Origin of the sequence: Longimicrobium sp. (assembly GCF_036399255.1) — a bacterium.
Lineage (GTDB): Bacteria > Gemmatimonadota > Gemmatimonadetes > Longimicrobiales > Longimicrobiaceae > Longimicrobium.
Map to the genome: position 1 here is coordinate 27,435 of NZ_DASWNM010000028.1, position 24,488 is coordinate 51,922.

The 24,488-nt window shown below is 70.7% G+C and carries 20 protein-coding genes; 10 read left to right on the forward strand and 10 right to left on the reverse strand.

What is annotated here, in order from left to right:
* Positions 1 to 92: 92 nt before the first annotated feature.
* The 4 genes from VGC13_RS05130 to VGC13_RS05145 all read right to left on the reverse strand — a co-directional run bounded on the left by VGC13_RS05130 (position 93) and on the right by VGC13_RS05145 (position 4,790).
* On the reverse strand, positions 93 to 1,241 hold the full coding sequence (locus VGC13_RS05130) for a glycosyltransferase family 1 protein (protein WP_331124141.1): 1,149 nt from the start codon (positions 1,239 to 1,241) through the stop codon (positions 93 to 95).
* A complete protein-coding gene (locus VGC13_RS05135; RefSeq protein ID WP_331124142.1) occupies positions 1,226 to 2,026 on the reverse strand; it encodes a class I SAM-dependent methyltransferase in 801 nt (266 codons plus the stop codon). Before VGC13_RS05135 ends, VGC13_RS05130 begins: the two co-directional genes overlap by 16 nt.
* 671 nt (positions 2,027 to 2,697) lie before the next feature.
* A complete protein-coding gene (locus VGC13_RS05140) occupies positions 2,698 to 3,852 on the reverse strand; it encodes a glycosyltransferase family 4 protein (RefSeq protein ID WP_331124143.1) in 1,155 nt (384 codons plus the stop codon).
* On the reverse strand, positions 3,849 to 4,790 hold the full coding sequence (locus tag VGC13_RS05145; RefSeq protein WP_331124144.1) for a glycosyltransferase family 2 protein: 942 nt from the start codon (positions 4,788 to 4,790) through the stop codon (positions 3,849 to 3,851). Before VGC13_RS05145 ends, VGC13_RS05140 begins: the two co-directional genes overlap by 4 nt.
* A 434-nt stretch (positions 4,791 to 5,224) precedes the next feature.
* On the opposite strand from VGC13_RS05145, the gene VGC13_RS05150 reads away from it, so the two are divergent.
* Positions 5,225 to 5,608, forward strand: coding sequence for a hypothetical protein (locus VGC13_RS05150; RefSeq protein WP_331124145.1), 384 nt, complete (start codon positions 5,225 to 5,227; stop codon positions 5,606 to 5,608).
* A 10-nt stretch (positions 5,609 to 5,618) separates the two neighbouring features.
* Entirely contained in the window at positions 5,619 to 7,250 is a 1,632-nt protein-coding gene (locus VGC13_RS05155; protein WP_331124146.1) for a M6 family metalloprotease domain-containing protein, read from the forward strand.
* Between the two features lie 919 nt (positions 7,251 to 8,169).
* Here VGC13_RS05155 and VGC13_RS05160 read toward each other — a convergent pair.
* Together VGC13_RS05160 and VGC13_RS05165 are read right to left on the reverse strand one after the other, a co-directional pair.
* Complete coding sequence (locus VGC13_RS05160) at positions 8,170 to 8,457, reverse strand: hypothetical protein (protein WP_331124147.1); 288 nt, start codon at positions 8,455 to 8,457, stop codon at positions 8,170 to 8,172.
* Between the two features lie 218 nt (positions 8,458 to 8,675).
* Positions 8,676 to 8,891: a hypothetical protein gene (locus tag VGC13_RS05165; protein ID WP_331124148.1), complete on the reverse strand. Its 216-nt coding sequence runs from the start codon at positions 8,889 to 8,891 to the stop codon at positions 8,676 to 8,678.
* Positions 8,892 to 9,202: 311 nt separating this feature from the next.
* Here VGC13_RS05165 and VGC13_RS05170 point away from each other — a divergent pair, with 311 nt between their 5' ends.
* The 5 genes from VGC13_RS05170 (at position 9,203) to VGC13_RS05190 (ending at position 13,845) form a co-directional block, all read left to right on the forward strand.
* On the forward strand, positions 9,203 to 9,988 hold the full coding sequence (locus VGC13_RS05170; RefSeq protein WP_331124149.1) for a class I SAM-dependent methyltransferase: 786 nt from the start codon (positions 9,203 to 9,205) through the stop codon (positions 9,986 to 9,988).
* Positions 9,989 to 10,165: 177 nt separating this feature from the next.
* A complete protein-coding gene (locus VGC13_RS05175; RefSeq protein ID WP_331124150.1) occupies positions 10,166 to 10,981 on the forward strand; it encodes a hypothetical protein in 816 nt (271 codons plus the stop codon).
* A 6-nt stretch (positions 10,982 to 10,987) separates the two neighbouring features.
* Positions 10,988 to 11,833 (forward strand): hypothetical protein, encoded by an 846-nt coding sequence (locus VGC13_RS05180; protein ID WP_331124151.1) that lies wholly within the window; start codon positions 10,988 to 10,990, stop codon positions 11,831 to 11,833.
* Positions 11,805 to 12,878 (forward strand): ABC transporter ATP-binding protein, encoded by a 1,074-nt coding sequence (locus VGC13_RS05185; RefSeq protein WP_331124152.1) that lies wholly within the window; start codon positions 11,805 to 11,807, stop codon positions 12,876 to 12,878. The genes VGC13_RS05180 and VGC13_RS05185 overlap by 29 nt, the downstream gene beginning before the upstream one ends.
* Before the next feature lie 196 nt (positions 12,879 to 13,074).
* Positions 13,075 to 13,845, forward strand: coding sequence for an ABC transporter permease (locus VGC13_RS05190; protein WP_331124153.1), 771 nt, complete (start codon positions 13,075 to 13,077; stop codon positions 13,843 to 13,845).
* Positions 13,846 to 15,344: 1,499 nt separating this feature from the next.
* Here the strand turns inward: VGC13_RS05190 and VGC13_RS05195 are convergent.
* Positions 15,345 to 16,712 carry an SLC13 family permease gene (locus VGC13_RS05195; RefSeq protein WP_331124154.1) on the reverse strand — a complete coding sequence of 456 codons (1,368 nt, stop codon included), beginning with the start codon at positions 16,710 to 16,712 and terminating at the stop codon, positions 15,345 to 15,347.
* 161 nt (positions 16,713 to 16,873) lie between these two features.
* Between VGC13_RS05195 and modA the strand changes: the two genes are divergently transcribed.
* From modA to modC, 3 genes are read left to right on the forward strand one after another with little or no spacing between them, the layout of a single operon-like run.
* Entirely contained in the window at positions 16,874 to 17,680 is an 807-nt protein-coding gene (gene modA, locus VGC13_RS05200) for a molybdate ABC transporter substrate-binding protein (protein ID WP_331124155.1), read from the forward strand.
* Positions 17,677 to 18,357, forward strand: coding sequence for a molybdate ABC transporter permease subunit (gene modB / locus VGC13_RS05205; RefSeq protein WP_331124156.1), 681 nt, complete (start codon positions 17,677 to 17,679; stop codon positions 18,355 to 18,357). Before modA ends, modB begins: the two co-directional genes overlap by 4 nt.
* Positions 18,354 to 19,487, forward strand: a complete 1,134-nt coding sequence (gene modC / locus VGC13_RS05210) for a molybdenum ABC transporter ATP-binding protein (RefSeq protein ID WP_331124157.1) — start codon at positions 18,354 to 18,356, stop codon at positions 19,485 to 19,487. The genes modB and modC overlap by 4 nt, the downstream gene beginning before the upstream one ends.
* Positions 19,488 to 19,541: 54 nt before the next feature.
* On the opposite strand, the gene VGC13_RS05215 is transcribed toward modC, so the two are convergent.
* From VGC13_RS05215 to VGC13_RS05225, 3 genes are all read right to left on the reverse strand, one after another.
* Positions 19,542 to 20,069: a hypothetical protein gene (locus VGC13_RS05215; RefSeq protein ID WP_331124158.1), complete on the reverse strand. Its 528-nt coding sequence runs from the start codon at positions 20,067 to 20,069 to the stop codon at positions 19,542 to 19,544.
* Between the two features lie 3 nt (positions 20,070 to 20,072).
* Positions 20,073 to 21,188 (reverse strand): XRE family transcriptional regulator, encoded by a 1,116-nt coding sequence (locus VGC13_RS05220; RefSeq protein WP_331124159.1) that lies wholly within the window; start codon positions 21,186 to 21,188, stop codon positions 20,073 to 20,075.
* Between the two features lie 894 nt (positions 21,189 to 22,082).
* Positions 22,083 to 24,128: a multicopper oxidase family protein gene (locus VGC13_RS05225; protein WP_331124160.1), complete on the reverse strand. Its 2,046-nt coding sequence runs from the start codon at positions 24,126 to 24,128 to the stop codon at positions 22,083 to 22,085.
* Positions 24,129 to 24,488: the final 360 nt, after the last annotated feature.

Here is a 24,488-nt window from a genome sequence, read left to right on the forward strand (position 1 = left end):
GGCCTCACACAGAGTCAACAGAGTCAGCAGAGTGGTGGCCGCACGTACTCTGTTGACTCTGCTGACTCTGTGTGAGGCCATCTTTTGCTGAATCATGCCAACACGCCATCGTAGATTTGCGCGATGGACCCCGCGTACGCCGCCAGCGTGAACCGCTCCGCCCGCCGCAGCACCGCATCCCGCGTCTCCGCACGATTTTCGGGGGATGCGAGGCGGTCGATCTCGTCCGCCAGCGCCTCCGCCCAGCCGTCCGCATCGTCTCGCGCGACGTAGCGGGCGGCGTCCCCGGCCACTTCGCGAAAGACGGTGAGGTCGGAGGCCAGGATCGGCGCGCCGCACGACATCGCCTCCACCAGCGGCAGGCCGAAACCCTCGCGCTCGGAGGGATAGACGACGAGGGAGGCGCGGCGGTAGACGGCGGCCAGCGTGGTTCGATCCAGGAAGGGAAGCTCCACGATGCGGTCGCTGATGCCGTGCTCGGTCGCGATCCGGCGCTGCTCCGGCTGCAGCGCGCCGCCCACGCGCACCAGCCGCGCGGCGGGGACCACGGGCGCCAGCTCCGCGAACGCCTTCAGCAGCAGGGGGATGCGCTTGCGTGCCACCGTGCTCCCCACGTGCAGCAGGTCTACGTGCCCCCCCGCCGGCCCCAGCAGCCGCACCGCCTCCGCGTCCGCCGCGGGATGGGGCCCGGCGGAAAAGTCGGGGTGCGCGGGAAGCGGAACGGTGGACACGCGCTCCGGCGGCAGCGCGCCATACGACAGCAGCTCGGCGTGCACGGCGTCGCTGTCGCACACCACGTGCGCCGCGCGCTGCAGGCCGGTGAGGAGCCGATTCGACATCGCGCGGAACCAGGCAGGGCGCGGGTCGGCGGCGGGGTCCAGCAGCGAGCGAAAGGCGTCCAGGTCGTGGCAGGTGACCACGGTGCGCTCGGCGGGAAGCGCGTGCACCAGGTGGGCGTAGCTGTGGTCCGCCACGTGGTACAGGTCGATGCCGCGCGCGTGCCGCCGCAGCCAGCGCGGATACGCCAGGTGCCGCGCGGCCAGCCGGTCCGCGTTCAGCCCCGCGCGCCCGGGGAGCACGCGGCGAAAGGCGCGCGGCATTTGCGGCCGCAGCAGCGCGGGCGCGAACCCCGGCGCGTGGGCGCGCAGCCCCGCGTCCAGCAGCTCGGCCGCCAGGTCCATGCTGGGCCACCCCTCGTCCGCGTAGTCGCACACCACGCCGACGGTCAGCGGGGGGTGCACGTGAACCAGGCCTGGCTGTTGATGAGCCCGCCCACCACCGGCAGCGGCGAAAAGCGCGTCTCGCGCAGGTGGAAGTCCCGCCGCAGCCGCGCCGCCAGCCGGCGCCAGTTGAAGCCCTTGTGGCCGTGGTAGCGGTTGGGGGTGCCGTCCGGGCGCCGCGTCTCGTAGACGGGGCGGTCGATGGAGGTCTCCGCGCCCGCGAAAACCATCCGCGCCAGCTCGCCCATCGTGTGCCGCTCGCGGTCCTGGTATCCGCTCACGCCCCGGAGGCCCGCCACCGCGCGCGCCGCCGTCTTCACCAGCAGCGCCGGACCCGTCTCGACCGGGACGCTGACGATCACCACGCCGTCCGCCGCCACCAGCCTGCGCATCTCGCCGATCACCCGCTCCACCGCGTCGGGCGTGCAGTGCTCCAGCACCTCCATGCACGTCACCACGCCGAACGATCCGTCCGGCAACGCCGGCACCTCATTCGTGTGGATGAAGCGCAGCCCCTGCATCCCCCCGAACCGCGTCTGCGCGTCGGCCACCAGCGCCGGATCGATCTCCGCGCCCACGGAGTGCGGAAACCGGTCGTGCACCAGCGCCAGGAACGTCCCGTCGCCGCAGCCGTAGTCCAGCAGCGGCCTGCCCGCGTACGGCTGCACCGCCCGCTGCGCCGCCGCGAACCGCCGCGCGTGGCTCCACCCGATCAGCCCCTTCCCGAAGAGCTGCTTTCGCGCGTACTCGCCGGAGCGCAGGGCGTCGCGTTCGTCTGCTGGCGTGTTCGAAGCTGGATCTTGCACTGGGGAATGGCTCAGGGGAGCTTCAAGTAAATTGCGGGATGACGATCCGTTCCTGGCCCTCGGCCAGGACTGTCATCCTGAGGCCCGGCCACACCGCACCTTCCGTTCGCGCCGCAGGTCGCAGGGCCGAAGGATCTACTCTCGGCCCCCTCGATCCCGGACGCGGCAGCCCGCACCGGTGCCGCGGATGCAGCAAACCCGGACAGAGCCGGATAGCCAACGCGCCTGGCTCTCCTGGCCGGGCAGACGAACGTAGCCGCCGGTCTGGAGCCCACCCACTGGTTACGAGCAACCCGAGAGTAGATTCCTCAGTCGGCGCCAGAGTATCCGGTCGGGCAGGTTCCGTGCGGCGCCTCCTTCGGAATGACAGAATCGCGAGGGCGATCCCGAGGATCGGCGCGCACGCGGAGCCCGCAGATGGTTACCAGCCACACGCGCGCTTGACTTCCTGAGGGAGCGCACCACGTGCAACCAGAAGCCACACAACCGGTTGCGCGCGACCGAAGGACCTCCTCTCCGACCGCGAGGGGCAAGATCTTCGCCCAACATCCAGCCCCACAATCCTGCCGGCGAGATCCTTCGGCCGGCGCCAAAGTACATCGTGCCAGCAGATTACGGAGCGGCGCCTCCCTCAGGAAATCAAGCGCGGTGGGATGTCAGGAAACACCTTCTCACGAAGGACGCGGTGAATCCGCGAGCAATTCATTAAAGAATTCCAGGTGCCGGCGTCCCACCGCGCGGAGCGAGAACTCGGCCTCCGCGCGGGCGAGACCGCGGGCGGAGAGGTCCGCGCGAAAGCCGGCACTCGCCAGCAGGCGGCCGATGGACTCCGTCCACGCGGGGACGTCGTCTTCGGGGACGATGAGGCCGGCGTCGGCGATGACGTGCGGGATCTCGCCGCTGGCGCTGCCGGCGACGGGGACGCCGCACGCCATGGCCTCCGTCAGCATGCGCCCCAGCTGCTCGCGCCACGCAGCCGTCGTGCGGCTGGGCGCGCAGAGCAGGTGCATCGCGTTCAGGTGCTCCGGCACGCGCGCGTGGTCCACCCCCGTCACGATGCGCACGCGGTCGCCGTGGCCCGCCGCCCACGCGCGCAGCTCCGCCTCCATCCGCCCGCCGCCGACGAACAGCGCGCGCCACGGCTCCGCGGCCGCGTCCAGCGCGCGCATCAGCGTATCCAGCCCCTTCTCGGGGACGAAGCGGCCCAGGTAGCCCACCACCGGCGGCCCCTCGTCCATCCACCCCAGCGAAGCCCGGACCCGTGCGCCGGCCGCGGGATCCGGGCGAAAGAGGTCCGTGTCCACGCCGGGCGCGATCACCCGGTGCGGACGGTCCGCGTAGCCGGGGCGGTCGTGCAGCGCGCCCTCCACCGTGTGGCCGAAGGCGATCCACCCCGCCGCGCGGCGCATGGCGTACCGCTCCGTCCAGCGGAAAGGGGGAGGATAGCGCTTCCGCAGGTTCTGGAAGGTGGCAAAGACGAGCTTCGACTCGCGCGGCGTCCACGTGGCCACCTGCGCACCCGCCAGGATGTACGGCTCTTCCCAGCAGTGCACCACGTCCCACCCGCGCCGCAGCAGCGCCCGCAGCTCGCCGCCGTACAGCATGGTGTGGATTCCGCCCGCCGCGCGCAGCGGCAGCGCCTCCACGCGTTCGCCCGGCTCGGGCCGCAGGGTGATCGGCCCCAGGTCGCCGGGAAAGCTGGCGGGCGCGGCGGCGGTCACCTCCCACTCCCCCGCCCCGGCCTCTGCAATCGCCCGGGCCAGCCGCCGGTTGGTGCCCACCACGTACGAGTGCCCCAGCGTCAGCAGCCGCCGCGGCCGGCTCACGGCGCGGCTCCGGGTCCGTGGTAGGGCGGCGAAACCTTGAGCGCGTACCAGGTGCGCAGCGTGGACCACCGCACCGGCCGCCGCTCCGCGCGCACCCGCGGCAGCGCATCCGCCACCCCGCGGACGATGCGCCGAAAGCCGCCGGGGTCTTCGCCGCCCCAGCCGCGGCGCATGGGAAAGTAGCGCAGCAGCCGCGGCCCCAGCATCCCCAGCGCGACGGGGAGCGGCTCGTTGAGCAGGCCCGAGAGCGCGTCGTTGCGCACCGTCTGGAACAGGAACTTGCGCGCGTCGCGCCCCGCCGGGTCCGACAGGTGCGCCATCGGCGCGCCGGGGAGGTAGACCACGTGCAGGCCGGCGTCCAGCAGCCGAAAGGTGAGCTCGCGCTCTTCGCCCATGATCCCCAGCATCTCGCGGTACCCGCCGGCCGCCACCAGCGCCTCCCGCCGCACCATGTGCGCGAACCCGATGAAGGTGTTCACCAGCGACGGCACCGTGGCCGCCGACGGCTGCGCGCCGGGGGGATACAGCCGCCCCTCCGCGTCCGCCTGGGCAAAGGCGATCGCGGCCACGGCGGGATCGCCGTCCAGCACCGCCAGCGCGTCGCGCACGGCCGCTTCCGAGAGCACCGCCGCGTCGTCGTCCAGGTACAGGATGTACGGCGTCCGCGCCGCCGCCGAGATGCGGTTGCGCCCCGCCGTGGGGCCGATGGACGTCTCCACGCGCAGCGTCGTCAGCCCCGGCGGCGCGTCGGCGCCCAGCGCCTCGTGCACCCACGCCTCCACCGGCGGATCGGAGCCGTCGTCCGCCACCAGCACGCGGTCGATGAACGCCTCCGCGTGCCGCAGCGAGCGCAGGCAGCGCAGCAGCGACGCACGCCGGTCGCGCGTGCAGATGCCTACGGTGAGCGGGCGCGGGCCGGCGGAAGGAGTCAGGGTCACCGGCGGCGGATGGAGAGAAGAGACACGGAAGCAGGATGACGGCGCGGCGTGCGCACCGGACCGGCGGATCGCCCCGCGGCGGACGCGCAGATGCCGGGGACGCCGCACACCGCCGGGCCGCCGGGTCCGCGAAGGCGGACTTTGCGATTTTCCAGCGGCGAATCCATTCGCTCCCGCGGGCGGACTTTCGCGAATTTCCCGCGGCGAACTCGTTCGCTCCCGCGGCCGGACGGGACGCGGCCGGCTCAAAATCGCACGCGTCCCGCTCACCGGGTGCACGATAGGGGGCCCGCGCCGCCGGGCGCAACCCGACGCGGGGTGTCAGACCCGCCCCGATGCGCGCGTTCTACGGGCGGAACGTACGTCTCACATCGCCTGTACCAACGTCCGCGCCGCCACGCCGCGCGGCCATCCCCGATCCCATCGAAAGCATCATGCGCATCCCAGCCATCTTCACCGTCCTCGCGGCCGTCCTGGCGCTGGGCGCCTGCGAGCGGGGCGGCACCGGCCTCGGCGACGGGGGCGAGTACCGCGCCGTGCTGGAGTCGCCCAACGGAGCCGAGGGCGCCGTCGCGCTGGAGCTTACCGGCCCCGGCGTGGAATCCATCGAGGCCGGGACGGGAACGCTGCACACGCAGCCCGCCTCGCCCACCAGCACCCGCGTGGTGCTGATCCAGGAGCCCGCCGGCCCCATCGAGTTCCGCGTGACCATGGCGGCCGGCCAGGCCCCGCCCGCCGTCCGCGTGGTGGAGGTGGTGGACGGAAGCGACCAGCCGCGGCCGTCGCTGGACGGCTACCGCGTCACCTTCAGCCGCTGAGGAGGGGGAGATGACGATACGCGGACGGGCGCTGCTGCTGGCGGCGGGCGCCATGGCGATGGGATTCGGCGGGGAGCCGGCGGCGGCGCAGGACATCGAGACCCTGGCGCGGGCGCGCGGCGTGACGCTCCCCGCCGGCTACTACGAGCGCGTGCGGCGGGACCCGGATTTCTTCGAGCTGCGGCGCGGGTGGAGGGACCGGGTCCCGGGCGGGGCGATGTCCATCCGGCAGGGCGGCGGCCAGGCGGCCATCCTGCCGGCCACGGGCGAGATGCGGATGGTGGTGGTGATGACGCTGTTCGCCGACTCGCCGGAGCCGCCGTTCAGCACCGACCTTACGCAGCAGGCGCTGTTCGGGCAGAACCCCACGGGCAGCCTGACGGACTTCTACCGCGAGATCAGCGGCGGCCGCGTCAGCCTTACGGGGAGCGTGCTCCCCTGGGTGCGCACCGGCGTGACGCGCGCCGCCGCCGTGGGCGCGTCCATGGGGCTGGGCGAAGACGCGCAGATCGGCGAGTACATGACGGACGCGCTGCGGCGCGTGGACGCCACCGTGAACTTTGGCCAGTACGACAACGACGGCCTCGACGGCGTGCCCAACAGCGGCGACGACGACGGCTACGTGGACGTGGTGGTGTTCCAGTACACGGACGTCGACGCGTCGTGCGGCGGGCCGGGCCCGTGGCCGCACCGCTCGGCCGTACGCGGGTGGACGGGGTCGGCGTTCCGCAGCGACGACCTGCGCCCCAATGGCCAGCCGGTGCTGGTGGACGACTACATCATGCAGAGCGCGGTGAGCTGCGACGGCACGCGGCAGGGCATTCCCACCATCGCGCACGAGACCGGGCACGCGTTCGGGCTGCCGGACTTCTACGACCCCGCGGGCGGCATTCTTCCCGGGCAGCGCCGCTGGGTGCTGGGGTGCTGGACGCTGATGGCGGCCGGCTCGTGGGGGTGCGGCGACGGCGCCAGCTTTGGCAAGGTGATGCGCCCGTCGCACATGGGCGCGTACGAAAAGCAGCGGCTGGGGTGGATCGTGGAGACGGACGCGGGGGCGGCGGTGAACCAGTTCTTCACCCTGCCGCCGGTGCAGGTCTCCGGCCGCTCGCTGCGCATTCCCCTGCGCGGCGCGGACGAGTACCTGCTGCTGGAGTACCGCCCCAACACCGGCTACGACTCGGGCCTTCCCGCCGGCGGGGTGCTCATCTACCACGTGGAGCCGTCGCGCCCCCTGCGCCCCTGCCCCACCTGCCCGCGCATCTACCGCGTGGGACTGGTCGAGGCGGACGGCAACGGCACGCTGCTGCGCAGCGCCACCGAGGGCGGCAACCGCGGCGAGGCGGGCGACGTGTTCACCGGCACCCACATCCTGTCCGACGCCACCACGCCGTCGCTGCGGCTGAACGCCGGCGGCCCGTCGAACCTGGCGCTCTCCATTACCGTGGCGGGCGGCCAGGCGCGCATCGGCGTGCTTCGCCGGCCGCTGCTGGGGGCCGCGCTGCTGCTGGGCCCCTACCTGGGCACCGCGCCCCCGCCCGAGGGCGAGCAGGCCGCCGTGGACGCATTCGGCAACCGCAACGGGCGCTACGACCTGGGCGACGTGCGGGCGTACCTGCGCAACGGCGGTCCGTCCGCGGATTGAAGCGTGGGGGCGGGTTCTTTCGGGTGAGGGAATAGGGAATAGGGAATAGGGAATAGGGAATAGGGAATAGGGAATAGGGAATAGGGAACAGGGAACAGGGAACAGCCGGCAACGGCGGGCCGGGTGCGGCTGCGGCTGACCCAGGTTCCCTGAGAGCGTGTTTAAGAATCCGACGCTGCACATCCAGGCAGATCTACCAGCGCTGTCGTTCCGAGGCCCGGCCACGCCGTAGCCTGCTTTCACACCAGAGGTTGCAGGGCCGAGGAATCCCCTGTCGGATTTGCTGGAGGGCAGACGCGGTAGCCCGTGCTTACCTTGTGGCTACGACACGGGCGGACAGGGCCAGTGCCGGAGCGGTGCGGCGGGGCACCAGCAGCAGACAGTAGATTTCTCAGTCGGCGCGCAGGATTTCGTGCGAGCCGATGGTGCGGTCTGGCGCCTCCTTCGAAATGACATCCGGGCGCGAGCGCAGGGATTCTTGAACACACTCTGGAGAGTGTTGCTAAACCTCGCCCTGCGATTGACTTCCTGAGGGAGGCGCTGCTACGCAACCTGCGGGTACGATGGACTTTGGCGCCGACTGAAGGATCTCGCCAGCAGAACCGGGCGGCCGGCTGCCGCGCCCGGAGGACAGTCCTTCGCGAAGGCGGACGAGATCCTTCGGTCGCGCGCAGGCGGTTGTGTGGCTTCTGGTTACGCGTGGTGCGCTCCCTCAGGAAGTCACCGCTCCGCTGTTAGCTTCAAGGCTTGGCAACACCCTCTGAGGAGCGGGTGGGGAGCTCACACGGAGTCAACGGAGCCGGGTTCGCTCCGCCTCGCTGACTTCATTGAGGCGGACAGGCAGGCAGTGCAGGACACGCGAAAGGCCGCGCCCATTCCTGGGCGCGGCCTTTCGTATCTGGCGGAACGTGCGAGCGGGTTAGCGCTCGGCCTGCTCCGTCTCCGGCTCGGCGGCGGGGGCCGACGCCGCGACGGGCGTATGGCCGCGGCCGTCGTCGCACACCAGGTCCACGACCTCTTCCAGCAGCTCCGCGTTCAGGCGCGGATAAAAGCTGCGCGCCCGCTCCTCGATCTCGAGGCGGGTAGAGCCGGGGCGCACGGCCCCACGGATGGTCTGCACGCGTGCCTCGCGAAGCGAGCGAGCCGTCTGCTCCGCGCGCCGTGCACGCGCCGCGGCCATCTCGGCGGCCAGATCAAGTTGCGACAATGCGATATCCCCGGAGAGTGAGTGTTCCCGTATGCTCCGGATAAGATAACACCTTCGCGGATTTTTCGCGCGGGTGCATCACACGCACGGCTAATCGCAAGGCCGTGGCTGGCGTGCGCACCCCCGGCGCCCACACGGCTCGACCTTGCGATCTCCCCCAGAAACCGGAGCGCGTTGGTGCCCGCTGCCGGCTCCGCCGCGTAAATCCTGGTCAGCGGTTAGTAGCAGACGCAGTCGTACCCGCCGTAGCAGTAGCCGCCTTCGAAGCCGCCCCTGATGCAAATATTGTTGCACCATGTGGGGCCGCAGGCGCGCTCCGCGCTTTTCTCTGCGGCCGGCGCCGCGGCTGCCTGGCTCGCGCCAAACGCGAGCGCCGCGACCATCGCGAGCCCGAACAATCCCCGTCCCACGACCGTGTTGCGAACGAGACGCATGCGTGCCTCCAGGAGAAAGTGGAGTTGTACCCCGGCAACGCCGGACCGGCAGAAGCTACGAACCAGGTACATATTCCGCCAGTACGCACGAAAAATCCTGCGGCCCGACTCACTAATCCCAGGGATTTCTTTGCGGAGCAGGATCGAATCCCTGTGTATGGCCGGATTCCAAATTCGCCCGTCATCTACCGCAGACTGGCCTGTTACGAATCTCCGCAGCAGAAAGATTTGCAAATAATCGGTCAGCAAGATACAGTACGCTTGGCCCGCACGGCAGCCTTCCCGGAAGCCTCCTCTCCCGCCCTACCTCCATGCTCTACGACGACCAGGCGACGGGGTTCGACGAGCGCGCGGGAGTGCCGGAAGAGGCGGCGCGGGCGGTGGCGGACGCGCTGGCGGAGATCGTGGGGCCGGTGAAGGGGCAGCGATGGCTCGAGGTGGGCGCGGGGACGGGGGCGCTGAGCCTGCCGCTGCTGCGCCTGCCCATCCGCTACACCGGCTTCGACCGCTCCGCCGCGATGCTGCAGGTGTTCCGCGAGCGGGTGGAGGCGGCGGGGCTCGCCGCGGAGTTGCACGTGGCGGATGGCGGCGAACGCTGGCCCGCGGAGGATGCGGGCACGGACGTGGTGTTCTCCGCCCGCGCGCTGCACCACCTGGATCCCGCCCACGCCGCGGCGGAGGTGCGCCGCGTGCTGCGCGCCCCAGGCGGATGGCTGGTGCTGGGGCGCGTGCGCAGGCCGCCGGACTCGGTCAAGTCCGTGCTGCGGCGGCAGATGCGGAGCATGCTGCAGGCGCAGGGCTTTGCGGGACGCAGCCACGACGCGCGCGCCGGGGCCGTGTTCGCCGCGCTGGAGCAGGCGGGCGGGCGCCGGATGGAGCCGCGCATCGCCGCCCGCTGGACGCACCCCCACCGCCCCGCCGACTCCCTGGCCGCGTGGGAGGGCAAGAGCGGCCTGGCCGGCATCGACGTTCCCGCGGAGGCCAAGGCGCGCGTGCTGGCGGACCTCCGCGCCTGGGCGCAGGCGGCGCTCGGCGACCTCGGCCAGCCGCGCGAGCAGGAAGAATCGTTCGAGCTGGACGCCATCCGCGTGGGGTGAGTCGCGTTCCCGCCGGGCCCTCTCCCCCGTCAGGCCTTTCGCTCAGGGGCCCTCCGCGGACGCAGATCGGCTTTCTCGACGCATCCGGGAGCATCCCCACATGTCGCGCCGGCTCACGACAGAGCCAATCCCGCTGTCCCCTGTAACCTGTCCCCTCATCCCCATCCCCCACACCGAATGCAGAACGAACTCCTGACCGCGCTGGGCCAGTCGCTGGTCACCGGCAGCCTGACGGACGAGGCGCTGCTGGCGCGCACCTCCGAGCACCCCCTGGTACAGATCCTCCCCGACGCCAACGTGGTCAAGGTGGGCGGGCAGAGCTTCATCGACCGCGGCCGCGCGGCGGTGTTCCCCCTGATCGACGAGATCTCGGCGAACCTGGGGCGGCACAAGATGATCATCGGCACGGGGGCGGGGACGCGCGCGCGACACGCCTACAGCGTGGGGATCGACCTGGGGATGCCCACGGGGGTGCTGAGCGTGCTGGGCACCTTCGTGAGCATGCAGAACGCGCGCATGCTGCACTACCTGCTGGCCAAGCACGGCATCCCCTTCATCGAGCCCGTGCAGTTTCCCCAGCTGCCGCTCTACCTGGCGGAGCGCGGCGCGGCCATCTTCTTCGGCATGCCGCCATACACCTTCTGGCAGAAGAACCCCGCCATCGGCCGCATCCCCCCGCACCGCACCGACACGGGGTGCTTTCTCATCAGCGAGGTGTTCGGCACGCGGTCCATGATCTACGTGAAGGACGAGGACGGGCTGTACACGGCGGACCCCAAGAAGGACCGCCACGCCAGGTTCATCCCCCGCATCAGCGTGAGCGAGCTCAAGGCGATGGACCTGGACGACGTGGTGGTGGAGCGCGCCGTGCTCGACATCATGCCCAACGCGGAAAACCGCCGCTCCATCCAGATCATCAACGGCCTCGTGCCCGGCAACCTGACCCGCGCGCTCGAGGGCGAGCCCGTCGGCACCATCATCACCGCGGACTGAACGACCATGAGCGATACCATTCTGGAGCCGCGGACGGGGCCGGACGACCGCCACCACGTGCAGTCGATGCTGATGCGCGAGAGCCTGCTGGACAAGCAGGTGATGGCGTCGACGGAGAGCGACGTGGTGCGCATGCTCCCCGACGTGCACGTGGTCAAGATCGGCGGCAGCTCGATCCTGGACCAGGGACGCGCGGTCACCTATCCCGTCGTGGACGTCCTGGCGCAGCTGCTCAAGGGCGGAAGCAAGCTGATCCTGGGGGTGGGCGGCGGGGTGCGCAGCCGCCACGTGTTCTCCATCGGCATCGACCTGGGGCTGCCGACGGGGGTGCTGGCGCAGGTGTCCGTGGCCGACGCGCTGGGGAACGCGCACATCCTGGGGACGCTGCTGTCGCCGTACGGCGTGGTGGCCATTCCGCCCGAGATCTTCGGGCACCTGCTGCCGCTGTTCATCCACAGCGCCCCGGGCGTCATCTTCAACGGCGTGCCGCCCTACTCGCTGTGGGAGCACCCGCCGGAGATCGGCCGCATTCCGCCCCACCGCACCGACGCGGGATGCCTGATCCTGGGCGAGTGCTTCGGCTGCAAGTCGGTCACGCTGGTCAAGGACGTGGACGGCCTCTACACCGAGGATCCCAAGGAGAACCCGTCGGCGTCGTTCATCGACTCCATTGGCGCCAACGAGTTGAAGAAGCGGCAGCTGAAGACCCTGCCCTTCGACGAGGTGCTGATGGACGTGCTGCTGAACGCGCGGCTGGTGCGCCAGTTCCAGGTGGTGAACGGGCGCGACCCGGACCGCATTGCCGCCGCGGTGCGCGGAGAGCATGCCGGCACCATCGTCTACGCCGACTGAGCCGGCCGTCCACGCGCACGGCCTGGCGAAAACATTCGCCGGGGGCGTGCGCGCGCTGGACGGCGTGGACCTGGACGTCCCCGCCGGCCAGCTGGTGGGGCTGATCGGGGGCAACGGATCGGGAAAGAGCACGCTGCTGCGCGTGCTCTTCGGCATCGTGCGGGCGGACGGGGGTACGGTGCGGGTGATGGGGACGGACCCGCGCCGCGATCCCGCCGCCGTGCGCGCGCGGGCCGCGTACGCCGGGCAGGAGGCGGCGCTGGACCCGGAGATGACGGGGTGGGAGACGCTGCGGCTGTTCCACGCGCTGCGCGGGCTGCCTGCGTCCGGGCGGGCGGCGTGCCTGGACGGGGTGGTGGATGGATACGGGCTGCGGCCGTTCGCGGACCGGCGCGTGGGCACCTGGTCCGGCGGGCAGCGGCAGCGGCTGCACCTGGCGCTGGAGGCCATCCACGCCCCGCCCCTGCTGCTGCTGGACGAGCCGACGTCGAACCTGGACCCCGAAGGCCGCCGCGACCTCTGGCGCCGCGCCGCCGCCTGGCGCGACGCGGGGAACACGCTGCTGATCGCCACGCACGACCTGGTGGAGGTGGCGGCGCACTGCGACCGCGCGCTGCTGCTGCACGGCGGCCGGCTGATCGCGGACGGCCCGCCGGCGGCGCTGGTGGCGGCGCACGGCCGCGCGCGGGCCGTCGTTACGCTGGAGCGCGAGCCGGGCGCGGAGGCCGGCGGCATCGGCCCCGCGCTGGCACGGCTGCCCGGCGTGGAGGGGGCCGTCGTCTCCGGCCGCACCGTCACGGTGTGGCGGGACGCGCCGGTGGAGGGGCTGGATCCCATCCTTGCGGTGCTTCAGGACCTGGGATATGGCCACGTGGCGTACGCGCGCCATGCGCCGGACCTGGCGGATGCGTATTTTCGCCTGACGGGACAGCCGTGGGCGGCGGATGATTCGCCTCCCCTTCCGCAGCGCGGCGGAGGAGGCGGGGGGGGTGGCGGCGGAGGCGGTGGACGAGGCGGTGGTGGCGGGCGCGGGAGGCGGGGGTGAGGGCGCGGCGAAGGGAGGCGGAGCGATCGGTCGGCGTGGTCGGGAGCGAGCCACGCGCCGTCCGGCTCCCGGAGCGAATGAATTCGCCGCGGGAAAGGCGCAAAGTCCGCCTGCGCGGACTCGGCGGCCCGGCGGTGTGCGGCGTCCCGCACGCATGCGCGTCCGCAACCGGGGGTTCGCGGCGGGGAGGCGGGGCGTGAGCGCGCGGCTCGCGATTGCGCGCGAGACGGCGCGGCGGGGGTGGCGCAAGTCGCTGCGGCGGCCGGTGCCGCTGGCGTTCAGCTTGGTGCAGCCGCTGTGGTGGATGCTGATCTTCGGCTTCCTCTTTCACCGCTACGACCTGGGGCCGGGCTACTTCCGCATCCCGTACCTGACGTTCGTGCTCCCCGGCATCTGTGCCATGACGGTGCTGTTCGGCGCGTCGCAGGCGGGGATCGACCTCGTGCGCGACCTGCAGACGGGGTTCGTGCAGCGGATGGTGCGGTCCACGGCGCATCCGGGGTGGATCCTGGCCGGCAAGCTGGCCGCGGACGTAAGCCGGCTGCTGGCGCAGGCGCTGGTGGTGGGTATGATCGGAAAGATGCTGGGCGCGCGGCTGTGGATCGACTGGGGCGCGGTGCTCGTCGGCGGCGTGGGCCTGGCGCTGTTCGCGGCGGCGTACGGAAGCCTGTCGTGCTGGATCGCGCTGCGGACGCGCGCGCCGGAGAGCATGGCGGTGTTCGTCCACGTGCTGAACATGCCGCTGCTCTTCACCAGCACGGCGCTGGTCCCGTCGCGGCAGATGCCCGGCTGGCTGGCCGCCGTGGCGCAGTGGAACCCGCTGACCCTGGTGTCGGACGCGCTGCGCCAAGCGCTGCTCTTCGGGCGGCTGGGAGAGACGTGGGGGATGCTGCTGCCGCTCGCGATCCTCGCGGCGCTGCTCTTTGCCCTCGCTCGCCACGCCATGGCCCGCGCGGCGGAGGATTGACTCGGCAGAGGCTGCAGGGCTGCAAGGGCTGCAAGGGCTGCAAGGGCTGCAAGGGCTGCAAGGGCGAATGAATTCGCTGCAACAACCACACGAAGCCCGCCTTCGCGGACTGGAGGATGTGGGGTTCGGGCGAGTGTCTGCCACGTAGCAGGAATCGATGTTCAACCTCCCCCAGGGGTTTTGGGGGAGGTGGGCGAGTAATGCGAGCCCGGAGGGGGCGTGCCCCTCGCGCAGAACCCCGTCGAAGCGGGATCGGATTCTCCCCTTTCTCCCGCTCCGCGGGGGAGAGGGGCCGGGGGAGAGGGGGCCCCGTCGGGCGCCAGTTCGATGTCCTTCGTCGAGCCGCAAAACCCGGCGGTGAACCCGGCAAGGGCGAATGAATTCGCTGCAACAACCACACGAAGCCCGCCTTCGCGGGCTGGCAGGGTTGAGCGAGAGAGCGGGTGTTGTGGACGTGGCGGGATTGGTGTTCGGCGTCGCCACGAGATGGCGGACCGTCGTTGCTTGAGAAGGTCACCAATGCCTGTCATTCCGAGGCCCGGCCGCGCCAGAATCATCCTCCGCACCGCAGGTCGCAGGGCCGAGGAATCTAGTGTCGGCCTGCTGGAGGGTAGTCGCGGCAGCCCCGCCCCGCACCCGCGGCAATGATGTAGTCCGACAGAGCCGCCGTCCGTGGTAGAGCACCACAAGGGCGAATGAATTCGCTGCTTCGCTGCAACAACCACACGGCGTGTGAGCCTACCCCGTCAGGAAGCAAGATGCAGGCGCGAGAAAGGTTTTCTAGCGACCGCACGCGCAACCTGGGCGGCCGTGACATGAAGTGTCACCGCCCTCCAGCAGGTCGGCAGTCGCCTCCGCAGTGGCGACCGCCCGCGCGCCCCTCTGGAGCCGGAAGGAACAGCCCCGCCGGTGGCCATTCCTCGGCGGGGCTGCATTGTCCCAGTTTGCTTAATTCTCGTTCTGACACGTCACGTCGCAGCTGAACATGGTTGGGACCGGACCAGTGGTAGTGGTCCAGGCGCCGCAGCCGCTGGAACCATCGCAGTAGACGTTCGCCGTACAGCCGGCCATCTCCGACGGGCAGTCCGAGGTGTAGTCGTATCCACGTACTGTTCCGCCCGGATGATCCGCGCGGTCGGTGGAGAAACTCTCCACACGCAGCGTGTCCAGGTTCAAGCGTAGTTTCTTCATCCAGATATCTCTTTTCCAAGGGGGTTGATAAGATGGCTGCCTTAGGAATGAATAGCGGCAAGCACGAACATTGTAAACTGTCTTCTTAGGAACGTGGGTGCCGGGGGGGGGGATCTGTTTTTTCGTGTCATCAGACGTGCCGACGGGGGAGAACTGCGGGGTCAGCCCGCCTCACCGCCATGCCCTGGCCGGGAGGGGCCCCGTCGGACGCCAGTTCGATGTCCTTCGTCGAGCCGCAAACCCGGCGGTGCCCCCGGCAAGGGCGTGGCGGGATCGGCGTTACCCGGTCCGCCTCCACGGGCGGAGCGTCAGGGGACGCCCATCATCCGCAGGACCCACGGGCCGGTGAGCGCCACCACCAGGCAGCCGCCCAGCATGATCACCAGCCCGGGAACCAGCAGGTCCCGCGCGCGCAGCCCCGCGCCAAAGGCCATGGCGTTGGGCGGCGTGCTGGTGACGAAAGGAACGCCCAGCGAGGCCGCCACCGCCACCAGCACGGCGGCGGAGGGCGCGCCGCTCACCGCCAGCGCCAGGGGCACCAGCAGCGTGGCCGTGCCGGTGTTGCTCATCAGCGCGGAAAGCAGCGCGCTCAGCAGGCACAGGCCCAGAATGCGCAGCGTGGGCGGCGCGGCGGCCAGCGGAAGCCGCTCCGCCATCCCGCGGATGAGACCCGAGTGGTCCAGCAGCGCGCCCAGGGCAATGCCGCCCGCGATCAGCACCAGCGTCGCCCAGTCGATGCGCAGCAGGTCGCCCGGACGCAGCAGGCCCAGCAGCAGCAGCACGGCGGCGGCACCGAGCGCCACCTGCCACGCGGGCACGCCGTGCACCGCCTCGGTAAGCCACAGCACGACGGTGGCGCCGAACACCGCCGCCAGCGTGCGCACCCGCCCGCGCGGGCCGTCCAGCGAGCCCGGCGGCAGCCGCACCTGCCCGGTGGGATTGAGCCACACCCGGACCAGGAAGAGGACCGCGACCAGCAGCGACAGCGTCAGCGGAACGCCGAACGCCATCCAGTGCACGAAGGTGATGTGCTGGTAGCGCTCCGCCGCCGCGATGGCGATGCCGTTGGGCCCGGAGCCGATGGGCGTGGCGATCCCAGCCACGTTGGCCGCCATGGCGATGGACAGCAGCAGCCCCCGGCGCAGCGAGCCGTCGGCCGGCTCCTGGTCCAGCACCGGGCGAAAGGCGCCCAGCATCAGCGCCGCGGCGGCGATGTTCGACATCCACATCGAGAGCGCCGCGGTGGCCAGCGCGGCCAGGGCGATGGTCCGCATGGCGCTGCCGTGCGACAGGCGCAGGGCGACCGCGGCCATCGAGCGGTCCACGCCGTGCCGCCCCGCCGCCGCGGCCAGCGCAAAGCCGCCGAAGAACAGCGCGAGCACGGGATCCACCGACCACGCCAGCACCCGCAGCGGCCCGAAGTCCTGGCCGAACGGCCGCAGCAGCAGCGGGGTCGCACCCCAGAGGACGATGGTGGGAACCCAGACGGGCACCCACTCGCTCAGCCAGAGCGCGACGCACAGGCCGCCGATGATCGCCGCCCGCGCCGGGGCGCCCCAGCCCAGCACCTCCGCCGCGGCGAAGAGCGCCGCCGAGGCCGCCGCCAGCACGCCCAGGCCGATGCGCCGGATCGCCCCGTCCTTTCGCGGCGAGTCCGTGTCCGGTGTAGAATCCAAAGGCTGAGTCGGCGAGTTCGGCTGCATCGGCTGGCGGACGCTCCCAGGACGGCACCACCACCGCGAGGCGCAGAGCGGCCCGCGAGTACAATGAGCAACATTGCCCAAGCCCGCACGCGGGTCAATCCAGAAACATCCTCACCAGCGTCGGCTTTTAGACGATGATCCAGGCCCGACCCATCCTGCTGCTGGCGGCCTTCGCGGCCCTTCTGGCGGGCGGCTGCAAGCCGAAGGAGGAAACTGCGGCGCAACGGCAGGGTGAGGAGATCCTCGTCTTTGCCGCGGCCAGCCTGCGCGAGGCGATGGAGGAGCTGGGCGCCGGCTTCGAGCGCGACACGGGCGTCCGCGTGGTGTTCAACTTCGCGGGGAGCAACGACCTGGCGCACCAGATCATGGCCACGCGCGGGCCCGACCTGTTCCTGAGCGCCAGCGCGGCGTGGATGGACACGGTGCAGAGCGCCGGCCGCGTGCTGCCGGGCTCGCGCCGCGACCTGCTGGCCAACGCGCTGGTGGTCGTGGGCAACGCGCGCGACACCTCGACGATGGCGGAGCCGTGCGCGCTGGCGGCGATGCCGTTCCGCAACCTGGCCATCGGCGACCCCGAGGCGGTGCCGGCGGGAACCTACGCGCGCACCTGGCTGCGGTCGGTGCGGTGCGGCGGAACGCCGCTGTGGGACGCGGTGCAGGGGCGCGTGGCCCCCGCGCCCGACGTGCGCGCGGCGCTGGGGCTGGTGCTGGCGGACCCGCGGGTCATCGGCATCGTCTACCGCACCGACCAGCTGGCGTTCGCGGACCGCACGCGCGTGCTGCACCAGGTGCGGGGCGGCCCGCCCATCCGCTTCGTCCTGGCGCGGCTCACGGAAAGCCGCGCGGCGGAGCCCGCCATGGCGTTCTACGCGTACCTGGTCGCCCAGCCGGGGGCGGAGGTGTTCCGCAGGCACGGCTTCGAGCCGCTTCCCGCGCCGTGAGCCACGCCGTGTGGGAGGTGCTGCGCAACACCCTGGCGTGGGCCGCGCTGGCCACGGCGCTGGTGATGGTGCCCGGAACACTGGTGGCGTACCTGCTGGCGCGCCGCGACTTCCGGGGCAAGCGCGTCGTATCCACCCTGTTCAGCCTTCCCCTGGTCCTGCCGCCCACGGCCGTGGGATACCTGCTGCTGAAGCTGTTCTCCTTCGACGGGCCGCTGGGGCGCGACACCATCGGCATCGACCTGGACGTGATTCTGAGCTGGAAGGCCGTCGTCGTCGCCTGCGCGGTGATGGCCACGCCGCTCGTCGTCCGCACGGCGCGGGTGAGCTTCGAAGGGGTGGACCCGCGCTACGAGGACATGGCGCGCACGCTGGGCCACGGCCGCGCCGCCACCTTCCTGCGCTACACCCTGCCGATGGCCCGCCGCGGGCTGATGGCGGCGCTCATCCTGGGCTTTACGCGCGCGGTGGGCGAGTTCGGCGCCACCATCATCCTGGCCGGCAACATCCCCGGCCGCACGCAGACGCTGGCGACCGCCATCTTCAGCGCGCAGCAGGCCGGCCGCGAATCCGAGGCCAACGTGCTGCTGGTCGTCGCCCTGCTCGCGGGGTTCGCCGCCGTGTACGCCAGCGAGGCGCTGGCGCAAAAGCAGGCCGCCGCCGCCACGGTGCGATGAGCGAAGAGATGCCGCTGCACGTGCGCGTGCGCCTGCCGCTGGACCGGTTCAGCCTGGACGTCGACTTCCGGACGACGCACCGGGTGACGGGCGTGTTCGGCGTTTCCGGCTCGGGAAAGACGACGCTGCTGGAGGCGGTGGCGGGCCTGCGCCGCGGCGCGCGCGGGGAGATCCGGCTGGGAGAAACGGCGTGGCTGGATACGGAGAAGCGGCTGTGGATCCCCCCGGAGCGGCGGCACATCGGCTACGTGCCGCAGGACAGCCTGCTCTTTCCGCACCTGGACGTGCTGGGCAACCTGCACGCCGGCCGGGCGCGGGCCCTGCGCGGCGGCAACCACGTGGAGCAAACGCTGGAGAACGTGGTCCGCGTCCTGGATCTCGCCCCCCTGCTCCGCCGCCCGGTGACCATGCTCTCCGGCGGCGAGCGGCAGCGGGTGGCGCTGGGGCGCGCGCTCTGCTCCGGGCCGCGCCTGCTGCTGCTGGACGAGCCGCTGGCGTCGCTCGACGCGGGGCTGCGCCGCAAAGTGCTCCCCTTTCTTCACCGCGTGCAGGCCGAGTTCTCGCTTCCCATCCTGCTGGTCTCGCACAACCCGGTCGAGGTGCAGGCGCTGTGCGAGGACCTGATCGTGCTGCGCGAAGGGCGCATCGTGGCGCGGGGCGAGCCGCGGGACGTGCTCACGCGGCCGGACGTGTTTCCGCTGGCGGAGCACGAGGGCTTCGAGAACATGCTCCCGGCCCGCGTCATCGAAAGCTCGGCCGAGACCAGCCGCGTGCGGCTGGGCCACGGCCCGGACGGCCCGGCGCTCACCGTGCCCCGCAGCGCCCTTCCCCCCGGCAGCCCCCTGCTGCTGAGCGTTCCCGCGGACGAGATCGTGCTGGCGCTGGAGCACCCCGCCGGCCTTTCCGCCCGCAACGCCGTCCCCGCCCGCGTGGAAAAGGTGCAGCGCGTGGGCCCCGTGTGCCTGGTGACCACGCGCGTGGCCACCGACGCCCCGCCCGTCGTGGCCGAGGTGACGGCGGACGCCAGCACCGAGCTGCACCTGGTCCCCGGCACCGTGCTCTACCTGCTCATCAAGACCACCGCCGTCACCCTGTACGAGGACGCCTCGGCAGGCACCCAGAGAGGGTGAGGTACATAGCGGCGCAGGCGCAGAGAGCCGTCCTCTGCGCCTGCGCCTTGAGCACTACGATCCCAGCAGGTACTTCGTGCGCACGTGTGCAAGCCACCGCTCCGTGTGGTGCGCAAGGAGAGCCGGATTGGGATTCGCCCCGACGGCGGCCGCAAGCGATGCGAGGGAGTACATGCGCTCGTGCCAGCCTAACGCGACGGAGGCACGGACGCACGCCTGGTCCGCCGAGGACACGACCCACACGGAGTCGCCCCGGGTCATACGGCCGTATGCGTGCGCGAACAGGTCGCGCTCGCCAGCGTCCATTCCCGCGGCATCCCCGTATGCCAGCGCAAAGGTGGCGCGCTCGAGCGCACTGACCGGATGCACGTTCCGGATCCGTGCCAGGTCCTGTTCGCTCACCGGCAGGTAGTCCGGGCGTCCGCGGTCTCCGCGTAGCGCCTCGTCACGGCACTCCTCCACCGTCTCAATGCACAGCCCACCGGAAACGGCGTTCCAGCACCGCGTCCGGACCGCCTCCATCACCACGTTCGTGTCCACCAGCACGACCGTGTCTTTCCGCGCGACTCCGTCCAGCAGCACGCGTTACCCCGGTAGCTCGTACGAGAGAGGGTAGCCGTGTGCGGCGCACACGTCCGCAAGCTCCGTCCGGGACAGGCCCAGCAGGCCGCCCGCGCGACGCATGGAGAGCCGTCCCGCCTCGACAGCGCCGGAAACCCGCTCGACGAAGCGGCGGCTGAACAGAAGCGGCATCTGCTGGGGACCGCCCCCCGCCGGTCGAGGCGCAGAACCCATCGACTGCACCTCTGCCTTCGGCATCAGCCCCAGGTTCACCAGCCGCCACCGCAGCGCAGGTATGCTGACCCGCAGTTGCGCGGCCGTGCGGCTCATCCACAACGGCAGGTCCTCCCCTCCACGCGCCGCCCAGCGGTCGGAGACGATGGGCGCAGGCATCAGCAGCACGGCCGCGAAGCTTTCGGCCATCTGCTCCACCCGGTTCCCCTTTACGGGCTTCACCTCCAGCGGCTCCACCCGCCGGGGCGGCATGGCGTCCCAGGTGAGCACGTGAAAGAGCTCGTGCGCCAGGTCAAAGGAGCGGCGGCCCTGCGACTCGCGCCGGTTTACCAGAATGGTGTGCAACCCCGGCAGCTGCGACGCCGCGCCCGAGATTCCTTCGGCAGCGTCCACGTACAGCACCAGCGCGCCAAGCCGCGTCTCGATGGCCTCCTCCAGCCGGTCCGCCGGCACATCCCCCAGTTCCCACTCCTTCCACAGCATCTCGGCGCTGGCGGCCGCGTCCTCGAAGGAGGACCAGGGGTACAGCTCCAGCTTATGGCCGAGGCGGCGTGGCTCGCTCCCCGCCTGCAGCCCGAGTTCACGGTAGGTGGCAATCCAGCGGCGGGCCTGCTCCTCGAACGCGGCAAGGACGGTTTCCTCTACCCCTCTCGCCCGAAAGCTGAACGCGCCTTCGCCAATCAGCTGAAAAGGGTCGAGAAAGAGATCGACCTCCACGTTCAGGGCCTCGGCCAGGCTGACCAGCTCCTGCGGCCCCACGCGCCGCTCCCCGGCTTCGATCGCGGCAAGCGTTTGGCGATCGCTGAAGCCGAGTTTCCGGGCGAGTTCCGCCTGCGTAAGGTTCCGAGCGTCGCGAAGCGCCTTGATACGGCGGCCAATCTGGTCCTGCTGCCTCTGCGTCGTCATGTCCGAATGATAATCTTGCATCAATCGTTATGCAAGACGGGCCGCGTACGGGAGGTCCAGTTCTGATGCACGTGTCCCGTGCCGATCGCCCGCCCATCCTTTCCGGTTGCACCATCGCCCGTGCGCCAACCGAAGAATCTGCCGGATGGGCGTGCGATCCCCGTCGGCTACGGCCGGGTTCTGCGCGAGGCCCCCCGCCCGTTCTGCGGATCGGTGTCATTCTGAGGGAGGCGCCCGCCCAGTCCTTTCCGAATGCACCACAGCCCGTGCGCCGACCGAAGAATCTGCCGGATGGGCGCACGATTCCGTCGGTTACGGCCGGGTTCGGCGCGAAGGGCCGCCCGTTTCCGACGGAGATTCTTCGGTCGCGCCAACAGGCTCTGTGGTTTTCCAGAGAGCCCAGGGTGGGCGCTTCCTCAGAATGATACCAGATTCTCGGCCCGATTGTGCATTCCCCCCCACAGGCCGTCTCATCCTCCAGACCAGATCCTGAAAAAGAATAATCGTACAGAGGAGCAGAGTCAGACAGAGAAAGCGAACTGAAACATCCTCCTCGTTCCTCTGTCTGACTCTGTTCCTCTGTACTCATGAAGTGTTGTTTTCCCGGATTCGGTATCACACGGAGGACACGGAGAAGACAAGAGGACCGGTTTCTCCTCCGTGCTCTTCCGTGCCTTTCCGTGTGAGACGGCAGTAGAAGTTTGGGTGCACAATGGACTGCGGGATTCGGTATGACACGTGTTTTCCCGGATCCGAGATGGTACCAGATCACCTGAACTGTCATTCTGGACACCGATCGGCCGGACGCGTTTTTCTCGTGGTTGCGGTTCGGATGACGAAGACCGCCCGGAGGCAGGGAGCCCCCGGGCGGTCGTCTTCAGTGCGTCGAAACGGTCAGTGGCGGTGTCCGCTGCCTTCGGGGCTGGACCCCGAGCCCGAGCCGTGGCCGCCGTGTGTGCCGTGGCCGCCCGTCCGCAGCCCCTGGCCGGGTGCCATGCCCGCGGTGGGAACGATCTCGATCACCTGCATCATCCCGCGCTCTTCGTGGCCCAGGATGTGGCAGTGCATCACGAACTCGCCGAACGCCGGCCCGCAGCTGGTGCAGATGCTGCCGTCCGGGTTGCGGAACGGCTCGTACCCCTGCCGGATGAGGGCGTATCCCGCCACGGTGCCGTTGTTCTGGGGTAGCGGAAGCACGTCCAGCCAGATGGGCGAACCCCGCTGCTGCGCCGCCGAGTCCAGCTGCGCGTACAGGGCGGCGTTGGGATCGTTGGGGTTCGGGTAGAAGACGTCGATCACCTGGAACGGATTGATGTGGATGTGGAACGGGTGGTTCACGTTGGTCTGGTTCATCACCTTCCACGTCTGCACCGAGTCCAGCACCATGGGCATGGAGTCGTTGGCCGCGTTGCGCGGGACGTACACCGAGTCCGAATCGAACTGCATGAACGGGTTCCGCGCCGTCCCCACGAAGAAGCGCGGAGGAGAGCCGCTGTTCCCGGTGGGCCTCCCGGTAGAGGCGAACACCACCACCGCCAGGTTCGCGGAGTCGGCCAGGATCTGCTGGGGGTTCAGGCTTCCGGGCAGGTTGGCCAGGAACGGCTGCAGCGGCGGCAGCGAGGCCGGCAGCGACGAGCCGTTGGGCGCCAGGGTGCTGTCCACGTATACGTAGAAGAGCGCGTTCGTCGCCGTGGCCCCCAGGGCGGCGTTCGCTCCGCGGCGGCCGCGGACCGTGGTGGGGTCCTGGTCGTCGCGCAGCCCGTCCTTGCGCGTCTCGTCGCCGGGCCGGTCGTGCCCCACCGAGGTGCCGCGCAGCAGGAACAGCCCACTGGTGCGGGGCGCCTGTACGAACACGTCCAGCCGGTTGCCGGGGGCCACCAGCACGCTGGTGTCGCGCGTGAGCACGCCCCCCGGCGCGTAGTTGGTGTCCGCGTAGGTCACCCCGTCGCGGGCCACGTCGTACATCGCCGGCTCCTCGCCGGGATCGTCGCGGAAGGCCACGCGGAACGCCGCCGTCTTGGTGACGTTCTCGTCCACCAGCCGCCACCGCTGCACCTCGCCCGGCCGCATCACGATCACCGGGGTGACCTTGCCGTTCACCAGGGTGAGCGGAACGCTGGTGTTCGCTCCCGGCGGCACGTCGATCAGGTTGGGAAGCGAGTCGATCTGCTGCATCGCGATCACCTTCTCCACCATCCCGTGCGCGTCGGCCAGCGAGTCCAGCGGCCCGCCGTCCACGACGATCGCCCCCGTCATCCCGTTCATCACCTGGATGGCCACCGACCCGTGCTTGTGCGGGTGGTACCAGTGCGTTCCCGGCGACTGGTTGGCGGGAATGCGGAAGCCGTACTCGTGGTCCTGGCCGGGGGGGATGAGCAGCAGCACGTCGTCGCCCACGGAGTCGGGCGTCACGTGCATGCCGTGGTAGTGGATGTTGGTCCAGTTGGCGCCGTGAAAGCAGTCCTCGAACTTGTCGATGGAGTCGGCGGCGGGGTAGTCCATGCACTCCGTGTTGGTGCCTTCCGGAAACATCCGGTTCTGCAGCACGATGTGGATGGAGTCGCCCGGGTACGCCCGCAGGGTGGGCGCGGGAAACCCGTACTTCGCCGAGTCGGTGTAGTCGACGCCGTTGGCGTTCATCACCTGGTAGGTCCGCAGCCGCATCGTCGACCCCTGCGGGGTGTCGGCCACGAACAGGTTCTGGAACGTGGCGCGCAGCGTCACGTCCAGGACGCGGTTCCGGGAGGTGATCTCCATGGGCTGGGTAAGCGTGTCGAGCGAGGCCGCCGGCGCCCCCGCCCCCAGGCCGCCGCCCGTTTCCGGGCCCGCCGAAGGAGCCGGTCCGGTTCCGGCGCACGCCGCCAGCAGCACGGCGCCGGCCACCAATGCCAGCAGCCGCGGCCGTGAGGGAGACCAAGGGGGAGCGGGACGCGTAGTCATGAAGCCTCCGAGGGGGAAACGTGGGGAACGACCCTGCGGATCCCTGGACTTCAGGATCCGGCTTGGCGCCGTGCTGCGCCGCTTCTCGTGGGCAGATCGGGAACCGTCGTCCCGAACGGGATGCGGTGCGGCGGGAAACGCGAAAAATGTCCCCCGCCGTCCGGCCGTCCAGAGCGTCCCGATGCAAGCTGTCCACGAAGCTTTAGGTATAATCGTCCAGCGCGCGCAGCACAAGAAAACAGTCTGTATCAGTTCGTTACGCTTGGGCTGACCGAGGGCGCACGGATCGGCGAATCGCATCGAACCGGCGCCCGGCGCGGCCTCTCTCCCCCGGCCCCTTTCTCCCGCTGCGGCGGGAGA

Bases quoted from the DNA above. Each gene is read 5' to 3' on its own strand.
- VGC13_RS05150 (WP_331124145.1), top strand. From the start codon at position 5,225: ATGCGCATCCCAGCCATCTTCACCGTCCTCGCGGCCGTCCTGGCGCTG.
- VGC13_RS05155 (WP_331124146.1), top strand. From the start codon at position 5,619: ATGACGATACGCGGACGGGCGCTGCTGCTGGCGGCGGGCGCCATGGCG.
- VGC13_RS05165 (WP_331124148.1), bottom strand. From the start codon at position 8,891: ATGCGTCTCGTTCGCAACACGGTCGTGGGACGGGGATTGTTCGGGCTC.
- VGC13_RS05170 (WP_331124149.1), top strand. From the start codon at position 9,203: ATGCTCTACGACGACCAGGCGACGGGGTTCGACGAGCGCGCGGGAGTG.
- VGC13_RS05175 (WP_331124150.1), top strand. From the start codon at position 10,166: ATGCAGAACGAACTCCTGACCGCGCTGGGCCAGTCGCTGGTCACCGGC.
- VGC13_RS05180 (WP_331124151.1), top strand. From the start codon at position 10,988: ATGAGCGATACCATTCTGGAGCCGCGGACGGGGCCGGACGACCGCCAC.
- VGC13_RS05185 (WP_331124152.1), top strand. From the start codon at position 11,805: ATGCCGGCACCATCGTCTACGCCGACTGAGCCGGCCGTCCACGCGCAC.
- modA (WP_331124155.1), top strand. From the start codon at position 16,874: ATGATCCAGGCCCGACCCATCCTGCTGCTGGCGGCCTTCGCGGCCCTT.
- modC (WP_331124157.1), top strand. From the start codon at position 18,354: ATGAGCGAAGAGATGCCGCTGCACGTGCGCGTGCGCCTGCCGCTGGAC.
- VGC13_RS05220 (WP_331124159.1), bottom strand. From the start codon at position 21,188: ATGACGACGCAGAGGCAGCAGGACCAGATTGGCCGCCGTATCAAGGCG.
- VGC13_RS05225 (WP_331124160.1), bottom strand. From the start codon at position 24,128: ATGACTACGCGTCCCGCTCCCCCTTGGTCTCCCTCACGGCCGCGGCTG.